This window comes from Paenibacillus oryzae (assembly GCF_001675045.1).
Lineage (GTDB): Bacteria > Bacillota > Bacilli > Paenibacillales > Paenibacillaceae > Pristimantibacillus > Pristimantibacillus oryzae.
The window spans coordinates 25,304-46,310 of the sequence record NZ_LYPA01000025.1 but is presented as its reverse complement, the minus strand read 5'-3'; the positions used below and the strand labels follow the sequence as shown (position 1 = coordinate 46,310).

At 50.8% G+C, this 21,007-nt stretch carries 18 protein-coding genes and 1 tRNA gene; 13 read left to right on the top strand and 6 right to left on the bottom strand.

Features of this window, described 5'->3' with window-relative positions; all coding sequences use genetic code 11:
• Nucleotides 1-21 precede the first annotated feature (21 nt).
• From A7K91_RS01840 to A7K91_RS01820, 5 genes are all read left to right on the top strand, one after another.
• Nucleotides 22-216 (top strand): MbtH family protein, encoded by a 195-nt coding sequence (locus tag A7K91_RS01840; RefSeq protein WP_068679083.1) that lies wholly within the window; start codon nucleotides 22-24, stop codon nucleotides 214-216.
• 29 nt (nucleotides 217-245) lie between these two features.
• Nucleotides 246-923 (top strand): 4'-phosphopantetheinyl transferase family protein, encoded by a 678-nt coding sequence (locus A7K91_RS01835; RefSeq protein ID WP_169833364.1) that lies wholly within the window; start codon nucleotides 246-248, stop codon nucleotides 921-923.
• A 131-nt stretch (nucleotides 924-1,054) separates the two neighbouring features.
• Nucleotides 1,055-2,515, top strand: coding sequence for a sensor histidine kinase (locus tag A7K91_RS01830; protein ID WP_068679079.1), 1,461 nt, complete (start codon nucleotides 1,055-1,057; stop codon nucleotides 2,513-2,515).
• Complete coding sequence (locus A7K91_RS01825; RefSeq protein ID WP_068679077.1) at nucleotides 2,493-3,182, top strand: response regulator transcription factor; 690 nt, start codon at nucleotides 2,493-2,495, stop codon at nucleotides 3,180-3,182. Before A7K91_RS01830 ends, A7K91_RS01825 begins: the two co-directional genes overlap by 23 nt.
• 105 nt (nucleotides 3,183-3,287) lie before the next feature.
• Complete coding sequence (locus A7K91_RS01820; protein ID WP_068679075.1) at nucleotides 3,288-5,678, top strand: ABC transporter ATP-binding protein/permease; 2,391 nt, start codon at nucleotides 3,288-3,290, stop codon at nucleotides 5,676-5,678.
• A gap of 122 nt (nucleotides 5,679-5,800) precedes the next feature.
• Here A7K91_RS01820 and hemH read toward each other — a convergent pair whose 3' ends face one another.
• From hemH to A7K91_RS01805, 3 genes are all read right to left on the bottom strand, one after another.
• Nucleotides 5,801-6,835, bottom strand: a complete 1,035-nt coding sequence (gene hemH / locus A7K91_RS01815) for a ferrochelatase (protein ID WP_068679144.1) — start codon at nucleotides 6,833-6,835, stop codon at nucleotides 5,801-5,803.
• A 16-nt stretch (nucleotides 6,836-6,851) separates the two neighbouring features.
• Nucleotides 6,852-8,063 carry a GNAT family N-acetyltransferase gene (locus tag A7K91_RS01810; RefSeq protein WP_068679074.1) on the bottom strand — a complete coding sequence of 404 codons (1,212 nt, stop codon included), beginning with the start codon at nucleotides 8,061-8,063 and terminating at the stop codon, nucleotides 6,852-6,854.
• A 279-nt stretch (nucleotides 8,064-8,342) separates the two neighbouring features.
• Nucleotides 8,343-8,419, bottom strand: a tRNA-Arg gene (locus A7K91_RS01805).
• A 332-nt stretch (nucleotides 8,420-8,751) separates the two neighbouring features.
• On the opposite strand from A7K91_RS01805, the gene A7K91_RS01800 reads away from it, so the two are divergent.
• The 5 genes from A7K91_RS01800 (at nucleotide 8,752) to ispG (ending at nucleotide 14,454) form a co-directional block, all read left to right on the top strand.
• The gene (locus A7K91_RS01800; protein WP_068679072.1) at nucleotides 8,752-9,639 is read left to right on the top strand and encodes a hypothetical protein; all 888 of its coding nucleotides are present in this window, start codon (nucleotides 8,752-8,754) and stop codon (nucleotides 9,637-9,639) included.
• An 87-nt stretch (nucleotides 9,640-9,726) separates the two neighbouring features.
• A complete protein-coding gene (gene tig / locus A7K91_RS01795; RefSeq protein ID WP_068679070.1) occupies nucleotides 9,727-11,016 on the top strand; it encodes a trigger factor in 1,290 nt (429 codons plus the stop codon).
• 272 nt (nucleotides 11,017-11,288) lie between these two features.
• Nucleotides 11,289-11,879, top strand: coding sequence for an ATP-dependent Clp endopeptidase proteolytic subunit ClpP (gene clpP / locus A7K91_RS01790; RefSeq protein ID WP_068679068.1), 591 nt, complete (start codon nucleotides 11,289-11,291; stop codon nucleotides 11,877-11,879).
• Nucleotides 11,880-11,900: 21 nt separating this feature from the next.
• Nucleotides 11,901-13,157 (top strand): ATP-dependent protease ATP-binding subunit ClpX, encoded by a 1,257-nt coding sequence (gene clpX, locus A7K91_RS01785; protein ID WP_068679066.1) that lies wholly within the window; start codon nucleotides 11,901-11,903, stop codon nucleotides 13,155-13,157.
• Nucleotides 13,158-13,344: 187 nt separating this feature from the next.
• A complete protein-coding gene (ispG, locus tag A7K91_RS01780; protein ID WP_068679065.1) occupies nucleotides 13,345-14,454 on the top strand; it encodes a flavodoxin-dependent (E)-4-hydroxy-3-methylbut-2-enyl-diphosphate synthase in 1,110 nt (369 codons plus the stop codon).
• Between the two features lie 75 nt (nucleotides 14,455-14,529).
• Here the strand turns inward: ispG and A7K91_RS01775 are convergent, their stop codons facing one another.
• Genes A7K91_RS01775 through A7K91_RS01765 form a run of 3 tightly spaced genes read right to left on the bottom strand, consistent with a single transcriptional unit; the run spans nucleotide 14,530 to nucleotide 15,706 of the window.
• Entirely contained in the window at nucleotides 14,530-14,877 is a 348-nt protein-coding gene (locus tag A7K91_RS01775; RefSeq protein WP_068679063.1) for a hypothetical protein, read from the bottom strand.
• Between the two features lie 29 nt (nucleotides 14,878-14,906).
• Complete coding sequence (locus A7K91_RS26320; RefSeq protein WP_068679062.1) at nucleotides 14,907-15,368, bottom strand: hypothetical protein; 462 nt, start codon at nucleotides 15,366-15,368, stop codon at nucleotides 14,907-14,909.
• Between the two features lie 56 nt (nucleotides 15,369-15,424).
• On the bottom strand, nucleotides 15,425-15,706 hold the full coding sequence (locus A7K91_RS01765) for a hypothetical protein (RefSeq protein WP_068679060.1): 282 nt from the start codon (nucleotides 15,704-15,706) through the stop codon (nucleotides 15,425-15,427).
• 227 nt (nucleotides 15,707-15,933) lie between these two features.
• Here A7K91_RS01765 and lonB point away from each other — a divergent pair, with 227 nt between their 5' ends.
• Genes lonB through yihA form a run of 3 tightly spaced genes read left to right on the top strand, consistent with a single transcriptional unit; the run spans nucleotide 15,934 to nucleotide 20,802 of the window.
• On the top strand, nucleotides 15,934-17,637 hold the full coding sequence (gene lonB / locus A7K91_RS01760) for an ATP-dependent protease LonB (RefSeq protein WP_068679058.1): 1,704 nt from the start codon (nucleotides 15,934-15,936) through the stop codon (nucleotides 17,635-17,637).
• 37 nt (nucleotides 17,638-17,674) lie between these two features.
• Nucleotides 17,675-20,149 (top strand): endopeptidase La, encoded by a 2,475-nt coding sequence (gene lon, locus A7K91_RS01755; protein WP_068679056.1) that lies wholly within the window; start codon nucleotides 17,675-17,677, stop codon nucleotides 20,147-20,149.
• The gene (yihA, locus tag A7K91_RS01750) at nucleotides 20,146-20,802 is read left to right on the top strand and encodes a ribosome biogenesis GTP-binding protein YihA/YsxC (RefSeq protein WP_068679054.1); all 657 of its coding nucleotides are present in this window, start codon (nucleotides 20,146-20,148) and stop codon (nucleotides 20,800-20,802) included. The genes lon and yihA overlap by 4 nt, the downstream gene beginning before the upstream one ends.
• Nucleotides 20,803-21,007 lie beyond the last annotated feature (205 nt).

Below are 21,007 nucleotides of genomic sequence, written 5' to 3'. Positions count from 1 at the left end.
GATTAAAGGGAGGAAGGTTATATGGAAAATCAAGTGTCGGAGGCAAGCTATCAGGTCGTTGTAAATAACGAAGAGCAATACGCGCTTTGGCCTCAGCATCTCACTATTCCGGCAGGCTGGCGAAACGCCGGTAAAAATGGTTCCAAGGATGAATGCTTGGCTTTCGTTAAAGAGGTTTGGAGTGATTTGACTCCGCTTAGCTTACGTCAGGGATGATGGAAGCTCCCGCCATCTATGCGGTCAGTATGAATCCATTTGACGGGTCGGGGGAACAGGAACGGATTGCGGCTTGGTCTGAGCTTGTCTCCCTGGAACGAGCACAGCGAATAAGCCGTTTCCGCCGCTGGGAGGACCAGTGGCGGTCGTTGGCTGGAGATATGCTTGTTCGTTATGTGCTAAAAGAGCGTTATGGTTTGCCTGACAGCGCGATTCTATTCAAGAGAAATGCGGACAATAAGCCGGAGCTGGTTGGGGGCGAGGTTCAATTCAATGTCTCCCATTCCGGCATCTGGACGGTGGCGGCATACCATTCCGAGCTTGTCGGAATCGATATTGAGAAGGTGGGGATAGCGGACATGGAGCTTGCCCGCTCTATGTTCGCTCCCGCTGAATACGAAGCCTTGTGCAGGGTGAGTGCGGAGCGGCGAAACCGTTTTTTCTATGACATCTGGACCGGCAAGGAAAGCTATATCAAGGCATTGGGAAAGGGACTTTCCATTCCGCTTGACTCCTTCAGCGTAATCGAAGAGGCTGACGGAATCGGGGCCGGGAAATGCGGCTCTGCTATTGCGGAAGCAGAATCGGCGCGCCTCTGGTATCTGCGTTCATATCATGTAGCTGACGGATACGCATTGTCAGTATGCACCTTGTCCCCGGTCAGGTCGAATGGAGTAAACATGGTGAATGCTGCGCAATTGCTTTAACAAACCATTAACATTGAAACTGTCGCCTGCAAAAGCGGCGGTTTTTTTGTTTTGCCCGAAGCGTGGCATTAGCTTTTTCTTCCGTTTGCTCTATACTTATAGCTATCTACCTTTGAGGGCGTGAACTGGCTATGAGCGTGAAACGGCGATTGTATATATCCAATTTTCTAATGCTTGTGCTGCCGATTGTGCTGATGATAGCGGCGGGAATTTGCTTCATATTGATTTATGCGGGCATGGCGGGCATTCGGGAGGCGCCGCCTTTTAAGCAAGGCGACATCATGTTTAAGCGGATGGAGAAAGTCAAGACATTGGCTGCTTCGTGGGGTTCCGGTAAAAACAGGGAAGGCATAGAAGCGGACATTGATGCCTTTAATAAGGAATATGAGGATCGCGGCTTGACCTTGTCTCTTTACGAGGGACAACATTTGCTTTATCCGGCAACGCAGGACCACAATCGCCTGTCCGGGGTGGATTTGACGCAGGAGGAGCAGTTTATGCTGGTGACGGACACTTTTTCGGTATACCGGATTAAGGCGGGGCCGTACGGGGTTGTGTTAACGGATACTCATTTTACAGTCGATGGTTCCAGCAAGTCGAGGCAGCAGCTGTATATCGGCTTGTTCTCCATCGTGCTTCTCGTTTTTGTGGTAATCGGGACAAACCGGATCTTAACCAGGTTTGTTTTTCGCGGCATTATGAATCCCATCCATATTTTGTCCCACGGCGTTCATCAGCTAAGGGACGGCAACTTGACCTACCGGATTCATTACGAAAAGCAGGATGAGTTTGCATCCGTGTGCGCGGACTTTAACGAGATGGCGCAGCATCTGTATCATATGGTCAATGAACGCCAAAGGGATGAAAACAACCGGAGGGAGCTGATTGCAGGCATATCCCATGACCTGCGAACTCCGCTGACCTCGATTAAGGCTTACCTGGAGGGAATTGAAAAAGGGGTTGCTGCGACGCCTCAGATGCAGCGCAAATACTTTGATATTATCAAACACAAAACAGCTAGCCTGGAGCATCTGATTAACCAGCTCTTTTTATTTTCAAAGCTGGATATCGGGGAGTTCCCGCTTCATCTGGAGGCTGTGGATTTTGACCAGGAGCTCCGGCAAACAATGGCTGCGTTTACTGCTGAGTATGAGCTAAAAGGATTGACTATACTGGTCGTTGACCCGATTCCGCAAGGCGAAGTGATTATGGACGTAGTCCAGTTTCGCAATGTCATTCAAAATATTTTGGAAAACAGCCTCAAATACAGAAATAAGGAGCAGGGAAAAATGGTGGTGGCCGCTGTGCAAGAAGAGGATATGATCAAGCTGAGGTTAAGCGACAACGGTCCGGGCGTATCTCCAGGGGAGCTGGAAAAGCTGTTTGACGTGTTCTACCGCAGCGATGCTTCAAGAAAAACGCCTGATCTCGGAAGCGGTCTTGGTTTGGCCATTTCCGCCAAAATCATTCAGCGCCTTGGCGGGGAGATCAAGGCGGAGCTTGCTCCATCGGAGGGACTATCTATTATCATCACGTTACCCAAGCATGCCGGCGAAGAAGGAGCGAAACATGAAAAACATACTGATTATTGAAGACGATATGGCGATTGCCGAAATTGAACGCGATTTTTTGGAAATCGAAGGGTTTGAAGCAACGATTGCAGCGGATGGTAATGAAGGCCTGCGCCTGGCGTTAACGGGAAGCTACGATATGATTCTTCTGGATCTGATGCTGCCGGGGATGAGCGGGTACGAGCTATGCAAGGCGATTCGTGAAAAATACGATATTCCAATCCTCATGGTGACAGCCAAAAGCGAGATCGTGGATAAAGTAAGAGGGCTTGGCGTAGGCGCGGATGATTACATTGCCAAGCCGTTTTCGCCCACGGAGCTGATTGCGAGAGTAAAAGCAAACCTGGCGCAATACGAACGGTTAACCAATGGCGGCGCTAATCGGACGCGCGAGGTGCACGCCGGCCCGGTCCGGATCAACCAGCTAACCCACCGGGTATACGTTCATCAGAAGGAAGTGGAGTTCAAAAATAAAGAATATGAGCTGCTGCTGTTTCTTGTTTCCAATCCCGATATCGTGTTCAGCAAGGAGCAATTGTATGAGCGAATTTGGGAGATGGACGCCATTGGCGATTTGAAAACGGTAGCGGTGCATATTAATCGGCTGCGCGAAAAAATCGAAAGCGATCCCCAATACCCCAAGCATATTCAAACCGTATGGGGCGCGGGCTACCGGTTTAAACTTTAAATGTAAGCCTTTATTAACCTTCCGTTTACCTTTTGTCCCCTCTCCAGTTTACTATTGCTTGCTATGATGGGCGTAGTTCAAAAAGGTTGGGGAGGAATTGACAGCATGTCCAAACTCAGATTAACCGATATCAAAAAATCCTATAACAGCGGCGAAGTTGTGCAGGCATTAAAGGGAGTTTCGCTGGAATTCAGGGAAAGCGAGTTTGTTTCCATTCTGGGGCCGTCCGGCTGCGGCAAAACAACGCTGCTTAATATTATCGGCGGGCTTGACCGTTACGACGAAGGGGATCTTTCTCTGGGAGGAAGCTCCACCAAGCATTTTAAGGATAAGGACTGGGACGCTTACAGGAATGCTTCCATCGGTTTTGTTTTTCAAAACTACAACCTGATATCGCATCAAACGATTTTGCAAAATGTAGAGATCGCTTTAACGCTGTCGGGTGTTTCGGTAGCCGAACGCAAGGAGAGAGCCAAGCAGGCTCTGGAATCCGTGGGACTGGGGGACAAGCTTAAGAAAAGGCCAAACCAGCTGTCCGGCGGACAAATGCAGCGTGTTGCTATTGCGAGAGCGCTAGTAAACAATCCCGATATTATTTTGGCTGATGAGCCGACAGGCGCGCTGGATAGCCAGACCAGCCTGCAGGTAATGGATATTCTTAGGGAGATTTCAAAAACAAAGCTGGTGATCATGGTCACCCACAATGGCGATTTGGCCGAAAACTACAGCAGCAGAATCATTCATTTGCGCGACGGGGAGGTGCAGTCGGACAGCAATCCGCTCATGCTCAATGACAAACCTGGCAAAGCAGCCGCCACTCAAGGGAGCGGCAAGCTTAGTCCCGGAAAAACCTCCATGTCGCTGCTGACGGCAATGTCCCTTTCCTTCAAAAATCTGCTGACAAAAAAAGGCCGCACGCTCATAACCTCCTTTGCGGGCAGCATCGGCATTATCGGCGTTGCGCTTGTGTTGGCGCTGTCCAATGGCTTGTCCAACTACATCTCCGATATGCAATCCGAGACGCTAGCGGGTTTTCCTCTGACTATATCGCAAGGCGTGCAGCAAATTCAGACTCCGCAGCCGCCCGACGGCTCTCCCTTTGCGAATAGCGGCAGCTCGGGGGAGGAATTTCCCGAAGGAGACGTGATGTACCGCTACGATAGCGCCGCCAATGTCGAGCAGCATGTCAATGTGTTGACGGAGGATTATTTCCGGTATATTGCCGATATCCAGGACGCTCTTCCGGGCGCTGTAAATGCCGTCTCCTATAGTAACGGGGTGGAGATGAACCTGCTGGCGAAAGCGGAGGATGACGTAGTTAAATTTGAAACATCTTCAGGAATGGCAATGGACAGGCCTTCGGGTTTTGGCGGGACGCCGGCTTATTGGCAGGAGCTGCCGGATAATGACGAGTTTATTTTGTCCATGTATGACTTGATTGGAGAAGGCAGCCGATACCCCAGCGCAGCAAATGAAGTCGCTCTTGTGGTTGACGAATACAACCGGCTGGACAAGGCATTTTATGAAAAGCTTGGCATTTTTTCGGATCATGCGGAATGGAAGCTGAGCGATTTTATCGGAAAAACGATGATGAAGGCAGTTCCCAACAACAGCTTTTATACGGAAACGGAAAACGGACTGTTTATTCCGTCCGCCGCAGATTCTTATGAGGTCTTATTCGGAAGCGATGAAGGCATTGAGCTGACGATTACAGGCATTCTGCGGATTAAAGAAGACGGAGCAACAACGAGCGGCTACTTATCCGAAGGTTTGGCGTATACGCCCGCTTTAACGGAATATGTCGTTGAGCAAGCGCAACAGTCCGATATTGCGCGGGCTCAAATGGATTCCGACCGCGATGTGATCCTGAACGCGCCGTTTGCCAACGATGAAGCGAAGGAGCTTAGGTTAAAAAGCCTTGGCGCGGACACAACTCCGTCGAGCATCAATATTTTTCCGAAAGACTTTGCGGCCAAGGATAAAATCAAGCAATACCTGGATGATTACAACGATACAAGGGAGGAAGCCGATCAGGTTGTTTACAGCGACATGTCCGAAATGATTGGCTCCGTCATCCAGACGGTTCTCGACACTGTTTCCTATGTATTGATCGGCTTTGCGGCGATTTCGCTTGTTGTTTCCACTATTATGATCGGCATCATTACGTATGTATCGGTGCTGGAGCGGACAAAGGAAATTGGCATATTGCGAAGCATCGGGGCAAGGAAAAAAGACATTTCGCGCGTATTCAACGCAGAGACTCTGATTGTTGGATTTGTGGCTGGCGCTATTGGCATCGTCATCTCTTATGCGCTGGCGTCCGCTATTAACGTACTCATTGCAAACGCGCTGGGTATCCAGGGATTAGCCCAGTTAACGGCGGCACATTCCGCGGCGCTGGTGCTCGGCAGCATGTTCCTGACGCTGATTGCGGGATTGATTCCAGCCAAAGCGGCGACAAAAAAAGATCCGGTTATTGCGCTCAGAACGGAGTAATTAACCGCATTGCGGAGGTTGGTCGACCTCATGCTCACCCATGCCATGTAAAAGAAAAAGGCGTTAAAGGAGGGAAGCTGCATTCCCTGCTTGACGCCTTTTTGTATATTATTTAGTCTCTATCACAATCGGTTTGGTTCCATCCAACCGGCTGAATGCCGTTTGCTGTACTCAGCCAAAAAATCGAGCCAGGCCGAGTCATCGTTCAGGCAGGAAGCAAAGGCATATTCTAAAGGATCACCGCCCCCTTCAGCAAACTGCTCGCGGCCTTCAATGCCGAGCTCATGCAACGTCTCCAAGCAATCCGTAACGAAACCCGGCGCGCATACAAAAGGGCGCTTGACGCCTTGTGCCGACAGCTCGCCCAGCACCTCTGCCGTGGATGGCCCGATCCACGGCTCTTTCCCAAAACGCGACTGGAAGCTGATTTGCCACTCGTTAGCAGCCCATCCCATTGCCTTTGCCAGCTCCTCCGCAGATTCCCGGCATTGCTTCTCGTAGGGGTCGCCGGTTTTGATGTATCGCTCCGGAACGCCATGGAAGCTGAGCACATAGTGGTCGGGCTTATGGGGAAGACGCTGAATCTGCGCAGTCAGATTGTGCCGAAGAGCTTCCATATATGCAGGATCGTTATAAAAAGCCCCCGCTAATCTTAATTCCGGAATATATCGCTTAGCCGCGACGCTTCCGGCCCGGCCATTGCCTTCCCCCAAGGCAGCACGCATGGCAGCTTCATAGAAGCTGGCCGTTGTGGTTGATGAATATTGGGGGAAGAGGGGCAGCAGCACGATTTTGGAAATGCCGGCCTGCTCCAGAGACTTGATGCCATTGGCGGGATCAAGCCGGGTATAAGCGAGTCCCAGCTCAACTTGATATCGAGCACCCAATCGTTTCTGCAGCCGCTGCTGCTGCCGCAAGGAATAAACCATAAGCGGAGAACCTTCCTCCGTCCAAATTTCCTTATACAGGGCGGCCGACTTTTTGGGTCTGACCCGAAGAATAATGCCATGCAGCAGCGGCTGCCAGAGCCATGGCGGATAGTCGATCACGCGCCGATCGGACAGAAACGGCCGGAGATATGCTCTGACCGCGGATGCGGTAGGCTGCTCCGGCGTACCGATCTGCCCTAAAATGACGCCTATTTTCTCATCATTCATGGTTTTCCTTCCATTATCAAAAATAATCCGAGAAATAAGGTGTTTGCTGTTCAATGGCATCCTCCAGCATATCCACGATTTCCGGTCCGCAAGCGATTCTTCCGATTTTGTGCAAATAATCGGGCCTTTTGTATCCCAGCAGCATTGTAGTCATGGTTTGAATGCTGATGCTGGAGTCGGTCTCTTCGGTGGCAGGCGTAACCTGACCTCTGCCATCAGGATCAATGTTTAGCGTAAAGGTACCTTGATTCCAGGATAGAAGCGGATCTTCCATTCGGAAGGTCCACTTGCGCTCGCCCGTATCCGGTTTAAAGGGATATTGCGCGATAAATTGCTCCAAATCGACAATACGGGCCATATAATAAGGAGAAATTGTTTCTTTAATATCTGCATCCTCCAATAAGAATGCCAGCGGCTCGTCGGTATGAATGTTGCCTACAACCTTTGAAATCATAGAAAAATGCGCGCTAATGAAATTCCATAATCCGCTGCGGGCTTCTTCATTAACAAAAATCATGTCCTTGATATGGAATACCTCATCCTGTATCCAATAGAGGACATAGCCGTCAGGCTCTCTATCTTCATTATAATAAACGGCGGCCGTCAAATCGTCCGAGTCCCAGCGCCAATATTCGTTCCAGGCCAGATCGCCTCGTAATAAAGCGCCATGTGTCTGAAGGGAAAAGCGTTCATACGCTGCCTTGACATCGTCGCTTTCTATCGACACCCTCTCAACGTCGCCCGGCACCTTTTTGTTTTTGGGCAGCTGGTGGTCCTTAACCTCAAAAACGATTTTGTCCGAAATAATTTCAAAGCCTTTTCTGCGGTAGTAGGGAATGGAATAAGGGTATAGATAGGAAATCGACTGCTTTTTCTCCCGCATATTTGCAAGCGCCTGATAGAGCAGCTTGTGCATCAAGCCTTGACTGGAATATTCCGGAAAGGTTCCCACGGCGGTTAGGCCGCCCATATCATAGGTAACATTAAAAATTCGAACCTGCAGTGGATAGACAGCTACCTGCGACACCAGCTTGTCCCCATAAAACCAGCCGAGCACATCAGCTTGCTCCAGGATGGGCGATTTGGCGTGAATGATTTCACGTTCCTCCCAGCCAATTTTGTGGAGGTCATTGTTGGTAACCTGAAAAACATATCGTAGCAATTGGTTGTATTGCTCCAGATGCGTAATGTCGACCTTTTGCATCTTGAATTCCTTTTTGCGGCTCATACCGTGCTCCTTTTGCTTGTGGCGTTGATTACGCGAACCTTCATCTATTATCCGGACGGCGGTTCTGCACAGCCGAGAGTAAACCGTCATCATAGCTGCTCAATTACCATCCATTTTAATCCTGCTGGCGGCATGCAGTCAATTCATCGGCTATTTGTTTAGGCGGAAACAGGGCTCCAATCAAGAAGCTTCAAATCACAAAAAATCCCCGCAAAGCCTTGAAAGATCCAGCTTCGCGGGGATTTCTCTATTTATTTCGTTCATTCTTATATAACGTAATGGCGTCCCAGGAGGGATTCGAACCCCCGACAACTCGCTTAGAAGGCGAGTGCTCTATCCGACTGAGCTACTGGGACACTGAAAAATAATATAACATGCGTGTAGGGGGTTTGGCAAGCAAAATTTTGGATTATTTATGAGAGAATCTTTGATGTAGACATCTCGGGGCTGAGCGGCTGCATTTAGCGGTTCATTTTATTGCCAATAGCTATTTGTTTTTTCAGCTGATTTCAGGTTTGAGCCGTATTTAAAGAGATAACTTTTTTTATTATGCCCTGTCATGGTATAATCTATCGCAAGATTGCGTCCACTACATACTTGAAGTACCTAAGGCGGTGACAACATTACGACTCCCCAGGACCCGAGAGAACCAAAAAACAATGGCGAAGACAACAAGGATAACGTTTATTTGTTTCCCAATATGCTGGATCAATACCAGATCGGGCTGACGCGCATGCTGGAGGCTGAGCAGTACAAGGAGGCCAAGGAGCTTCTTTCCTTTCTGCTTCAGTGCCAAGGACAGGAGAAACGCCATTACGAAGAGTGGGAAAATCTTCTGCGATGGCTGGAGATGGCTTTTCCGGATGAAACCGGAGCACGCGGGGAAGCAAGCCCGGACGAGCTGGACGAGGAGGAAATGAGGACGCAACTTCTGCAGCCGCCAGCCCAGGACGAGGAATACATCAAGCAAGTGCTTTATATTATGCAGCATCATCCTATGCTGGATCAGCAGCTATTGGCGTTGGAGCGCGCCGTGTATATCCAGGACAGCTCTATCGATGCTTACATACTTGACTGGCTCAAAAGCGAGAACCTGCATCCCATTCTGCAGTTCAAGGCGCTGCAGGCGCTTCGCAAGCGGGGAAGCGAAGGGGCGGTGACGCTGTACAGGATGGGCGAGGAGGTCAGCCTGGACATTGGCAGCACGCCTCTGTCGCTGGAGCATTTTCCTGATCCTGTTGGCCGTATTTTGGAGCGGACCGAAATGGTCGTGGAAGCCGACGATCCCACGCTGCCTCATTTTGCAAGGGAGCTGTGGAAGGAGAGTCTGCAATACCTGTACGGAACATCGGCTTACCGCTGGATGCTGAGAGAAGACGAGGAGATAGTGGATTGTTATGCCGCCGCGCTCCACTTGACCTTGCTCTTGACGGTTTATGGCTCGGCAAACGACGATGACGTCAGGGAAGCATACGGCATTACAGACAATCTTAGATTCCGGTATGAGCAGGCTTGCCGAACGCTCAGGAGCATCGCAATGCTTCTGCAAGCCGGCGAGGATGAACATCAGCCTTGAAAAGATTGTCTATCTTGTTTATAATAGAATGGTTTATGTAACGTGAAAAACATGAATGCATGCGCATTTTGGAGAGGAAGGCATAAAATGAAAGCAACATGGGAAAAAATAGACAAGAACCTCGTCTCGATCGACGTTGAGGTTGAAGCTGAAAAAGTGGTTGTCGCTTTGGATCAAGCCTTTAAGAAAGTTGTAAGCAAAGTAAACGTACCGGGCTTCCGCAAAGGCAAAGTTCCACGGGGTATTTTTGAATCCCGTTTCGGCGTAGAAAGCCTGTATCAGGATGCTATCGACATTTTGCTTCCTGAAGCTTACACAGAAGCGGTTAAGGAGCATAACCTTGAGCCGGTTGACCGTCCGGAAATCGACGTTACTCAATTTGCCAAAGGCGAAGCATTCAAATTTGTTGCCAAAGTTATCGTTAAGCCGGAAGTAACGCTTGGCGAATACAAAGGTCTGGAAATCGAAGCTGTTCAAACAGAAGTAACGGAAGAGGAAATCGCTGCCGAGCTGGAGCGCCTGCAAACCCGTCACGCTGAATTGACAGTGGTTGAGGAAGGCCCTGCGCAAAACGGCGATATTTCCGTCATCGATTTTGATGGTTATGTTGACGGCGAGCAATTCGACGGCGGCTACAGCGAGCGTTATTCGCTTGAGCTGGGGTCGGGCTCCTTTATCCCTGGCTTTGAAGAGCAGGTTGTGGGCATGGAGCTTGGCGACTTCAAGGATGTTGAAGTGACCTTCCCTGAAACGTACCATGCCGAGCACCTGGCTGGCAAACAAGCCGTATTCAAAGTTAAGCTTCACGAGCTGAAGCGCAAATCCCTGCCTGCTTTGGATGACGAATTCGCCAAAGACGTTAGCGAATTCGACACGCTGGAAGAATACAAGCAAGACCTTGCTGCAAAATTGAAAGAGCGCAAGGAAAAGGATGCCGAGCAAGCTCGCGAGGTTGCCGTTGTTGACAAGGCGACTGCAGCTGCAGAGGTTGAAATTCCGGAATCGATGATCGTTACCGAAACCGACTTCTTGCTGAAGGACTTTGAAAACCGTCTTCGCTCGCAAGGCATGAATCTGGATCTGTATTACCAGTTCTCCGGCCAATCCGAGGATGTGCTTCGCGGCCAAATGCGTTCCGACGCTGAAAAACGCGTTCGCAACAACCTGGTGCTGGAAGCTATCGCCAAGGCTGAAGGCTTTGAAGCCTCTGAAGAAGACCTGAACGAGGAACTGGAAAAGCTGTCCAAGCAATACAGCCGTCCTGTTGAAGAGCTGAAGGAAATCTTTGAGAAAAACGGCAATATCGCCAACTTGAAGGAAGATGTTTTGCTTCGCAAAACGATTAATTTCCTGCTTGAAAACAGCAAAACTGCTTAAGCAAAAGCGACATACAGCTAGTAGCTCTTCGGCTTCATACCGCATTGCGGCGCGCCGAAGGCCTATAATAAGCATTACCCGGGATAAGGCACGTTATAGCACGTGCCTTATTTCCAACTTACATATTGATTTTGTGCCTCAGGCACAGACTTGGAAGTACATATCAGGCGCGATGTGCCGTATACTGTAGTATTCGGAAAAATGACACAGGTTCTGCTACATGTTACAATAAGGAAGTAAAGACAATTCCACAATGAAAAGAGGTTGGTCGCATGAATCTGGTACCTATCGTAGTCGAACAGACAAATCGCGGAGAGCGGTCCTATGACATCTACTCCCGCTTGCTGAAGGATCGCATTATTTTTCTTGGAAGCGCGATTGATGATGATGTTGCGAATTCCGTAATTGCACAGCTGCTGTTTCTGGCGGCCGACGATCCTGAAAAGGATATTCATCTTTACATTAATTCGCCAGGCGGCTCGGTTACAGCCGGTATGGCGATATTCGATACGATGCAATACATCAAGCCTGAGGTATCCACCATATGCATGGGGATGGCGGCAAGCATGGGCTCCCTGCTGCTAACTGCCGGAGCCAAGGGCAAACGCTTTGCGCTGCCTAATGCAGAGGTTATGATTCATCAGCCGCTGGGCGGGGTTCGCGGTCAAGCGACCGATATCAAAATCCATGCCGATTGGATTTTGAAAACCAAGCAAAAGCTGAATGAAATTTACGTCGAGCGCACCGGACAGCCTTATGAAAAAATCGATAGGGATACCGATCGCGATTACTTTATGAGCGCCGAAGAAGCGCTGAATTACGGCTTGATCGACAAGGTCATCACGGCGCCAACCGCGCTGTAAGCGAAATGAAGGGGTGAGTGCATGTTTAAATTCAATGATGAGAAGGGCCAATTGAAATGTTCGTTCTGCGGCAAATCGCAGGATCAGGTTCGCAAGCTTGTCGCCGGTCCCGGCGTCTATATATGCGATGAATGTATCGAGCTTTGTACAGAAATCGTGGAAGAAGAACTGGGCAATGAGGAAGAGCTCGATTTAAAGGATATCCCTAAGCCAAAAGATATCCGCACCATTCTGGACTCCTATGTCATCGGTCAGGAAGCCGCCAAAAAATCGTTGTCTGTAGCGGTTTACAACCACTACAAACGTATCAATTCCGGCAGTAAAATCGAAGATGTAGAGCTTCAGAAGAGTAATATTCTTCTCTTGGGACCAACGGGCTCCGGTAAAACGCTGTTGGCGCAAACAATGGCCAAAATCTTGAATGTTCCTTTTGCTATCGCCGATGCAACCTCTCTCACGGAAGCCGGCTATGTAGGCGAGGATGTTGAAAACATTCTGCTTAAGCTGATTCAGGCAGCCGACTACGATGTGGAGAAGGCAGAGCGGGGCATCATTTATATCGACGAAATTGATAAAGTGGCGCGCAAATCGGAGAATCCATCCATAACGCGCGATGTTTCGGGCGAAGGCGTGCAGCAGGCTTTGCTGAAAATTTTGGAGGGTACGGTTGCATCCGTTCCGCCTCAAGGCGGCCGCAAGCATCCGCATCAGGAGTTTATCCAAATCGACACAACAAATATCCTGTTCATTTGCGGCGGCGCATTTGACGGACTGGAGCAATTGATCAAACGCCGGATCGGCAAAAAGGTCATTGGCTTTAATTCCACAGGAGATACTCAAAAGGATCTGAAAGCAGGCGAATACCTGTCCATGGTTCTTCCAGAGGATTTGCTGAAATTTGGTCTGATTCCGGAGTTCGTCGGACGTCTGCCAGTTATTTCGACTCTGGAGCCGCTTGATGAGCCGGCATTGGTTCGCATTTTGTCCGAACCAAAAAACGCGCTTGTTAAGCAATACCAGAAGCTGCTGGAGATGGACAATGTGAAGCTGGACTTTGAGCCGGCCGCACTTGATGCCATTGCCAAAGAGGCGATCAAGCGCAACACGGGCGCTCGCGGCCTGCGGGCAATCATTGAAGGCATTATGCTGGACGTGATGTACGAGGTTCCTTCGCGCGATGATGTCAACACATGCCTCATTACCGAAAAGTCCGTTCAGGACAGAATTATGCCTGAGCTGACAGCCAAAAAAGGTAAAAAGAAAGAAGAAAGCGCCTGATGACGCATCCCCTTCCAGCCGAGTCTTTGCCCCTTAGATAGAAGCGGCAAAGCGCTCGGCGGAGGTTATGGTCACGTCTGAAGCTTAAAGTCCACCCTGTGATAAAGGCTGTTGAAAGCCCATTTCATGGGGTGGAATTTGACGTTTCGGGATAAAAACAGAGCTACTCTTATGGGAGAGATTGCCTATGTATTTACGCCAGGATACGGTAGCAGTAAAAGTCGGAGATTTAACCATCGGCGGCAGCAATGAAGTCATAATGCAAAGCATGTGTACAACCAAAACGGCTGATGTTGAAGCTACGGTTGCTGAAATTCTTCGTCTTGAGGAAGCGGGCTGCCAGGCGGTAAGGGTTACCGTAAACAACAAAGAAGCCGCAGCCGCTATTAAGGAAATAAAAAAACGCATTCATATTCCGCTAATTGCGGATATTCATTTTGATTACAGACTTGCGCTGCTCGCTATTGAAAACGGTATTGACAAGGTCCGCATCAACCCCGGCAATATCGGCCGGCGCGAACGGGTGGAAGCAGTTGTCAATGCGTGTAAGGAAAAGGGCATTCCTATTCGAATCGGCGTTAACGCCGGCTCTCTGGAAAACCATCTGTTAGAAAAATACGGATATCCTACGCCAGAAGCGATGGTGGAAAGCGCATTGTTCCATATCGGTATTTTGGAAGAGCTGGACTTCCATGACATAATTGTGTCGCTTAAAGCCTCCGATGTGCCAATGGCAATAGCGGCTTACCGCATGGCTGCGGAAAAAATTAAATATCCGCTTCATCTTGGCATAACGGAAGCGGGAACGCTTCATTCCGGTACGATTAAAAGCTCTGCCGGGATTGGCGCGCTGCTGGCGATGGGCATTGGCAATACGGTTCGGATCAGCCTTAGCGCCGACCCTGTTGAAGAAATCAAGGTGGCTCGTGAGCTGCTAAAAACATTTGGCCTCATTACAAATGCCGCAACGCTGGTATCATGCCCGACATGCGGACGCTTGGATATCGATTTGTTTTCGATCGCAAACGAGGTGGAGGAATACATTTCCAAAATCAAGGTGCCGATTAAAGTATCCGTGCTTGGCTGCGCCGTTAACGGTCCGGGCGAAGCGCGGGAAGCGGATATCGGGATAGCGGGTGCTCGAGGCGAAGGCATGTTGTTCCGTTACGGAGAACTGGTGCGCAAAGTTCCCGAAGCGGAGCTGTTAAACGAGCTGAAAAAGGAAATTGACGTGATCGTTAAGGTTTTTGAAGAAACGGGAGAAATTCCAGGCCGAAACAAACACGCACACGCATAGTTATAACCGTTGCATGTCAAAAAATCCGCACAAGCGTTGTATCCAGCGCTTATGCGGATTTTTTATTAGGAATACTTACCCCTTTTTATCCGAGGCACTTCCGCTTTGAAGGGATTTGATTGCTTTTAACAGCGCCTTTCGGTGCTCTTGCTGCTCTTCCATAACCGATTGGAAAAGCTGTTCGATAGCTGAAAAGGATACCTTGCTGTTTTCGTCATTTCGTTCATTTAAAAGCTGCAACAGTGGATAAAGCACCATCAATAATGCAAAATTGTCTACATACGTAATGTTCAATGCTTGCCCGCCCATACCGCCTTGCCCGCCATAAGCGGTGGAGTCCGCCTTTGCTGCCGCGAACTCCTCCGATGCATGGCTGGTTTCGGAGATGGAGGGAGAGGAAGCTAGCTTATTTGTCTCTTCCATGGATGCCCTCCCTGAAATGATGAGCTATATTACGCTGTTCCCGCGCCGCCGGCAGCGGTTCCGGCATTGCTGCCAGCACCGCCAGCGCCACCAGCGCCTGCAGTTGCGGTGCCGCCAGTGTTGCTGCCATGAGTGGCTGTGCCGCCAGCGCCGCCAGCGCCCGCTGTGCCGCCAGCACCGCCAGCGCCGCCAGCGCCGCCTGTTGCCAGATTGCCTGTCGAGTTGGCTGTTGCTGTGGCGCCAACCGCTACTGCTGTAGAAACGGCAACCGCAGTGCCTCCGCTTCCTCCGTTGCCGCCCGTGGAGTTGCCGCCCGCGCCTCCGGCTCCTCCGGTTACGGGTGCGCCGATAGCAAAACCGCCTAATGCGCTTCCTCCAATGCCGCCCCAGCCGCCGTTACCGGCAACGACCAACCCGCCGAGGCCGCTTAATACCTGATCATTATCCTGTTCAAATTTTACTTTCGTTTTAATTTTAATTTTTTTGCTCATGGTTCAATCACTCCTCAAGAAATATAGTTTATGGCTTGTCCTGCGATTGACGAGATTCATTTCTTTTTTTGGCCCTGCTTGCTCTTCCTTTCCGATAAGGCATTAAAAACCTGTTCAAGCAGATGCGTCAGCCCGTCTGACCAGTTATCGGCATTGACGTGAAGGGCAAAGGCATCGGCGTTTCCCCAATCCGGCGAGACGTTGTCTCCGTTAGCTCCATTCGCTCCATTCACTCCATTCGCCCCGTTTGCTCCGTTGGCGCCCGCCGTCCCGCTTTTTCCGGCAGCGCCAGGGTACACATATGCGGCAGCATCTGGTTGGCAATCGTTTTGATCCATATCGCACCTCCTTCCCTGTTGATACTTACAATATATTCGCAGGCTTGGCTATGGAAACGGTAGTTTGTCCGACGACCTGAGCCTATTTATTTCCAAGGGTGTGACAGATGTACAAGCCAATTTTTGATTTTGAAAAAAACAGGCGATTATTCCCACTCTCCTGGGGTAATACTGTTTTAATACGGATGCCTGCGGCATGAGAGGGCGTAAGAGAGGAGCGGATATCAATGAATTTAAGTATTGTTTTAATGGTGATTCAAGTTTTTTTTGCGGTCGTAATCGGGTTGTATTTTTGGAATTTGCTGCGCAACCAGAAAGCTAACCGTTCAGTAGTGGATAAGGAATCCCGTAAAGAAATGGATAAGCTGAGAAAGCTGCGGTCGATATCATTGACTAAGCCGCTGGCGGAGAAAACAAGGCCTCAAACGATGGGCGATATTATCGGGCAGCGCGACGGGCTGCGCGCTCTTAAAGCGGCTCTTTGCAGCGCTAACCCGCAACACGTCATCATTTATGGGCCTCCCGGCGTCGGGAAAACAGCTGCGGCGCGCGTAGTGCTGGAGGAAGCCAAAAAAAATCCGTCATCTCCGTTTCTGCCGGAGGCCAAGTTTACGGAAATTGATGCTACCACCGCGCGTTTTGACGAAAGGGGCATTGCCGACCCTCTGATCGGCTCCGTCCATGATCCCATTTATCAAGGGGCGGGCGCCATGGGCGTGGCAGGCATTCCCCAGCCCAAGCAAGGGGCCGTTACGAAGGCGCATGGCGGTATTTTGTTCATTGACGAAATCGGCGAATTGCATCCTGTGCAAATGAATAAGCTGTTGAAGGTGCTGGAGGACCGCAAGGTTTTTCTGGAAAGCGCCTATTACAACTCGGAGGATACCAATATTCCGCTGTACATTCATGATATTTTTCAAAACGGGCTGCCTGCCGATTTCCGGCTGGTTGGAGCAACAACACGTTCTCCGCAAGAAATTCCGCCTGCTATTCGTTCCCGTTGCATGGAGGTTTTTTTCCGTCCCTTATTAGCGGAAGAGATTGCCGAAGTGGCCAAAAACGCCGTCAAAAAAATAGGCTTTCCGCCTTGCCCGGCGGCAATTGAGGTCGTCAAAAAATATGCAACGAACGGACGCGAGGCTGTAAATGTTATTCAATTGGCCGCGGGTGTTGCGTTATCGGAGAAACGCGAGCTCATTAGTGCTGGAGATATTGAATGGGTGGTTAACAGCAGTCAGATTCCGCCGCGCCCCGATCGAAAAGTGCCGGTTGAACCCCAGGTTGGCTTTGTCAACGGCTTGGCGGTATACGGGCCCAATATGGGAACGCTGCTTGAAATCGAAGTCAGTGCAATTCCTGCCGTTTCCGGCAAAGGCCAGTTTACGATAACAGGCGTTGTTGATGAGGAGGAGTTAGGCGGCGGGTCGCGAACGCTGCGGCGCAAAAGCATGGCCAAAGGCTCTGTCGAAAATGTGCTGACGGTGCTGCGCCGCTTTGGCTTGCAGCCCCAGCATTTTGACCTGCATATCAATTTTCCCGGCGGTACGCCAATTGACGGCCCTTCGGCAGGTATTGCCATGGCAGTCGCTATAGCCTCCGCCATACGGGGCTTGCCAATCGACAACAAGCTTGCCATGACGGGGGAAGTAGGGATACACGGCAATGTAAAGCCGGTTGGCGGCGTGCTCGCTAAGGTCGAAGCGGCGTTTCAGGCGGGCGCGGAGCGGGTCATTATACCGCGTGAAAATTGGCAGGCTATTTTTGAAGGACTGGAGGGTCTGCAAGTTATAGCTGTTGATCGGGTCGAAGAGGTATTCCGGCATGTTTTTCCGCAGTCCGAAACCGATCTGGAAGCAACGGAAACGCCTTTGCAGAACGATTTGTTTATGCCAACTTCCGTCCCCTATTTGCAGGCTGATTCCGCTGAGTGATAGAATGGGGTAGACGTTATGAAATGGAGGTGCTGGTATGGGGCCTGGAAAATCAAGGGGGCGCCGGCTGCCCCTGCTGCCGCTTAGAGGACTGCTCGTGTATCCAAGCATGGTATTGCATCTGGATGTGGGCAGGGAAAAGTCGGTGCGCGCGCTAGACCGCGCGATGGTAGACGACCATATGATTTTGCTTTGCTCGCAGTCTGAGGTGAATATAGAGGACCCTACTGAAGAGGATATTTATAAGGTGGGAACGATTGCTAAGGTCCGGCAGATGCTGAAGCTGCCCAATGGCACCATTAGAGTGCTGGTTGAGGGAGTTGTGCGCGCAGAGGTACAGAGCTATTTGGACAATGCAGAGTTTTATGAGGTTATGGTCAAGGAGCTGCCGGAGGGCGAAAGCGACGATCCCGAGGTGGATGCGCTGATGCGCTCCGTTCTTGGACAATTTGAGCATTATATTTCCCTTTCCAAAAAGGTGACTCCCGAAACCTACGCCGCGGTTTCCGATATTGACGAACCCGGCAGGCTTGCGGATGTCATTACGAGCCATTTGTCCCTGAAAATCCGGGATAAGCAGGATATTTTGGAAACGATCGACGTGGCGGCCCGTCTGGAGCGGCTGCTGGATCTGCTTAATAATGAGCGCGAGGTGCTGGAGCTGGAGCGGCAAATCAACCAGCGCGTCAAAAAGCAGATGGAAAAAACGCAGAAGGAATATTATTTGCGTGAACAGATGAAGGCGATTCAAAAGGAGCTGGGCGAGAAGGAAGGCCGTGCCGGTGAAGCGGAGGAATTGCGTAATCAGCTGGAAAGCGCCGGTGTGCCGGAAGCCGTCTACGAGAAGGTCAGCAAGGAAATTGACCGTCTGGAGAAAATGCCGCCGTCTTCGGCCGAAGGCGGAGTGGTTCGCAATTATATCGATTGGTTGCTTGCTTTGCCATGGAGCAAAATGACGGAGGATGACCTCAGCCTGCTGAAGGCGGAGGTCATATTGAACGGCGATCATTACGGCCTGGAGAAGCCCAAGGAGCGCGTACTGGAATATTTGGCCGTGCAGCAGCTGGTCAAAAAGCTGAAGGGCCCTATATTGTGCCTGGTCGGTCCTCCCGGCGTAGGTAAAACCTCTCTGGCCCGTTCCATAGCCAAGTCGCTGGAGCGCAAATTTGTCCGCATCTCGCTTGGCGGGGTGAGGGATGAGGCGGAAATACGCGGCCATCGCCGCACTTATGTAGGAGCGATGCCGGGACGCATTATGCAGGGGATGAAAACGGCGGGCAGCCTGAACCCCGTCTTCCTGCTGGATGAAATCGATAAAATGGCGTCCGATTTCCGCGGCGACCCTTCCTCAGCTTTGCTGGAGGTGCTGGACCCGGAGCAAAACAATACGTTCAGCGATCATTACATCGAGGTGCCGTTTGACCTCTCCAACGTCATGTTTGTTACTACGGCCAATGCGCTGCATAACATTCCGCGCCCGCTGCTGGACCGGATGGAGGTCCTGTACATTCCGGGGTATACGGAGCTGGAGAAGGAGCAAATCGCGGTGCGTTATTTGCTGCCCAAGCAGAAGCGCGAGCATGGTTTGGAGGAAGACGCGCTCATCGTGGAAGACGATGCGCTGCTGCTTCTGATCCGCGAATATACGCGGGAATCCGGCGTCCGCAATTTGGAGCAGCAGATTGCCGCTCTTTGCCGCAAGGCAGCCAAACAGCTGGTTTCCATGCAAGGCGGCCGGGCAAAATCGCCGGACGCTTCCGAAATGCCGCAAGCTGGCGAATCCGCAAGCAACGACGGCGTTGACGCTAACGCTGAAAAGGCAGAAGCGGCTGCACCGCAGCAAATCCGGCAGGTGGTGGACATTCCGCAAATCAGGGAATGGCTGGGACCGTCCAAGTTCCGGTACGGGCTTGCGGAAAGCGAAAATCAGATTGGCGCCGTTACCGGGCTTGCCTGGACGGAGGTGGGCGGAGATACGCTAGTTATCGAGGTAACGATTATGCCGGGCAGCGGCAAGCTTACGCTGACGGGAAAGCTGGGCGATGTCATGAAGGAATCCGCCCAGGCGGCGTTCAGCTATACGCGCTCCAAGGCGGCCGAGCTTCACATTGATCCCGGCTTTCATGAAAAAAACGATATCCACATTCATATTCCCGAAGGGGCAATTCCTAAGGACGGTCCATCCGCTGGCATAACGATCGCCACGGCGCTTATCTCGGCGCTTACTAACCGCCAGGTTGCGAAGGAAGTGGCGATGACGGGAGAAATTACGCTGCGCGGACGCGTATTGCCTATCGGCGGATTGAAGGAAAAGTCGCTTGCCGCACACCGCGCGGGCATCAAAAAAATACTGCTGCCAAAGGACAACGAACGCGATTTGCGGGATATTCCCGACAGCGTGCGCGATGACTTGACCTTTGTGCCGGTAGGGCATATGGACGAAGTGCTTCAGCATGCGTTATTGCCCGCATCGGAGCTTGCAGCGGAGAAAGCGGGTATCCCCCTGTCATGATTATCAGAGATGTGCAATTTGTTATAAGCGCGGTCAAGCCGCATCAATATCCTGAGGACGCCTTGCCGGAGATTGCTCTGGCAGGGCGCTCCAATGTCGGAAAGTCGTCGCTGATCAATAAATTGATCCAGCGCAAAAACCTGGCGCGGACCAGCTCCCAGCCGGGAAAAACCCAGCAATTGAACTATTATAGAGTTAATAATGGATTATACCTTGTTGATTTTCCCGGTTACGGCTATGCTAAAGTGTCCAAGACGCAGCGCGAGCAGTTTGGAACGATGATTGAAACGTATCTGCAGGAGCGCGAGCCCCATAAGCTGCAGCTGCTGGTCATCGATATCCGGCACGAGCCCTCCAAGGACGACCAGCTCATGTACAAGTGGCTGAAGCATTTCCAGATTCCAACCTGCATCGTGGCAACAAAAGCGGATAAAATTCCGAGATCCAAATGGGACAAGCATATCAAAATGATCAAAACAACGCTGGAGGTCGAGCCGGGCGATAACGTCGTTTTGTTTTCGTCGGAAACGGGACTTGGCAGAGATCAGCTGTGGGCGATCATAAACGAAGCAATCTCGGACGCCGAAGGACCCGAGGGCGCAGCGGACGACGCTGACAGCGCCGATTCGGCTGGCGGAAACAGCGAAGAGTAACATTCTGTTCTAGCCAAAAGGGCAGGCTGCGGGTGTGTGATGAATGATACGCAACGCCCAAAATAACCATGGACAACGCTCCATGGTTATTTCTTTGCAAGAACGGGGAATAATGGGGATGTATTTTTCAAACATTGGTCAAATATTGTACCATTATGTTTGTCGAACTGTGATATAATGTTTCGTGAGATTGACATTGGTACAA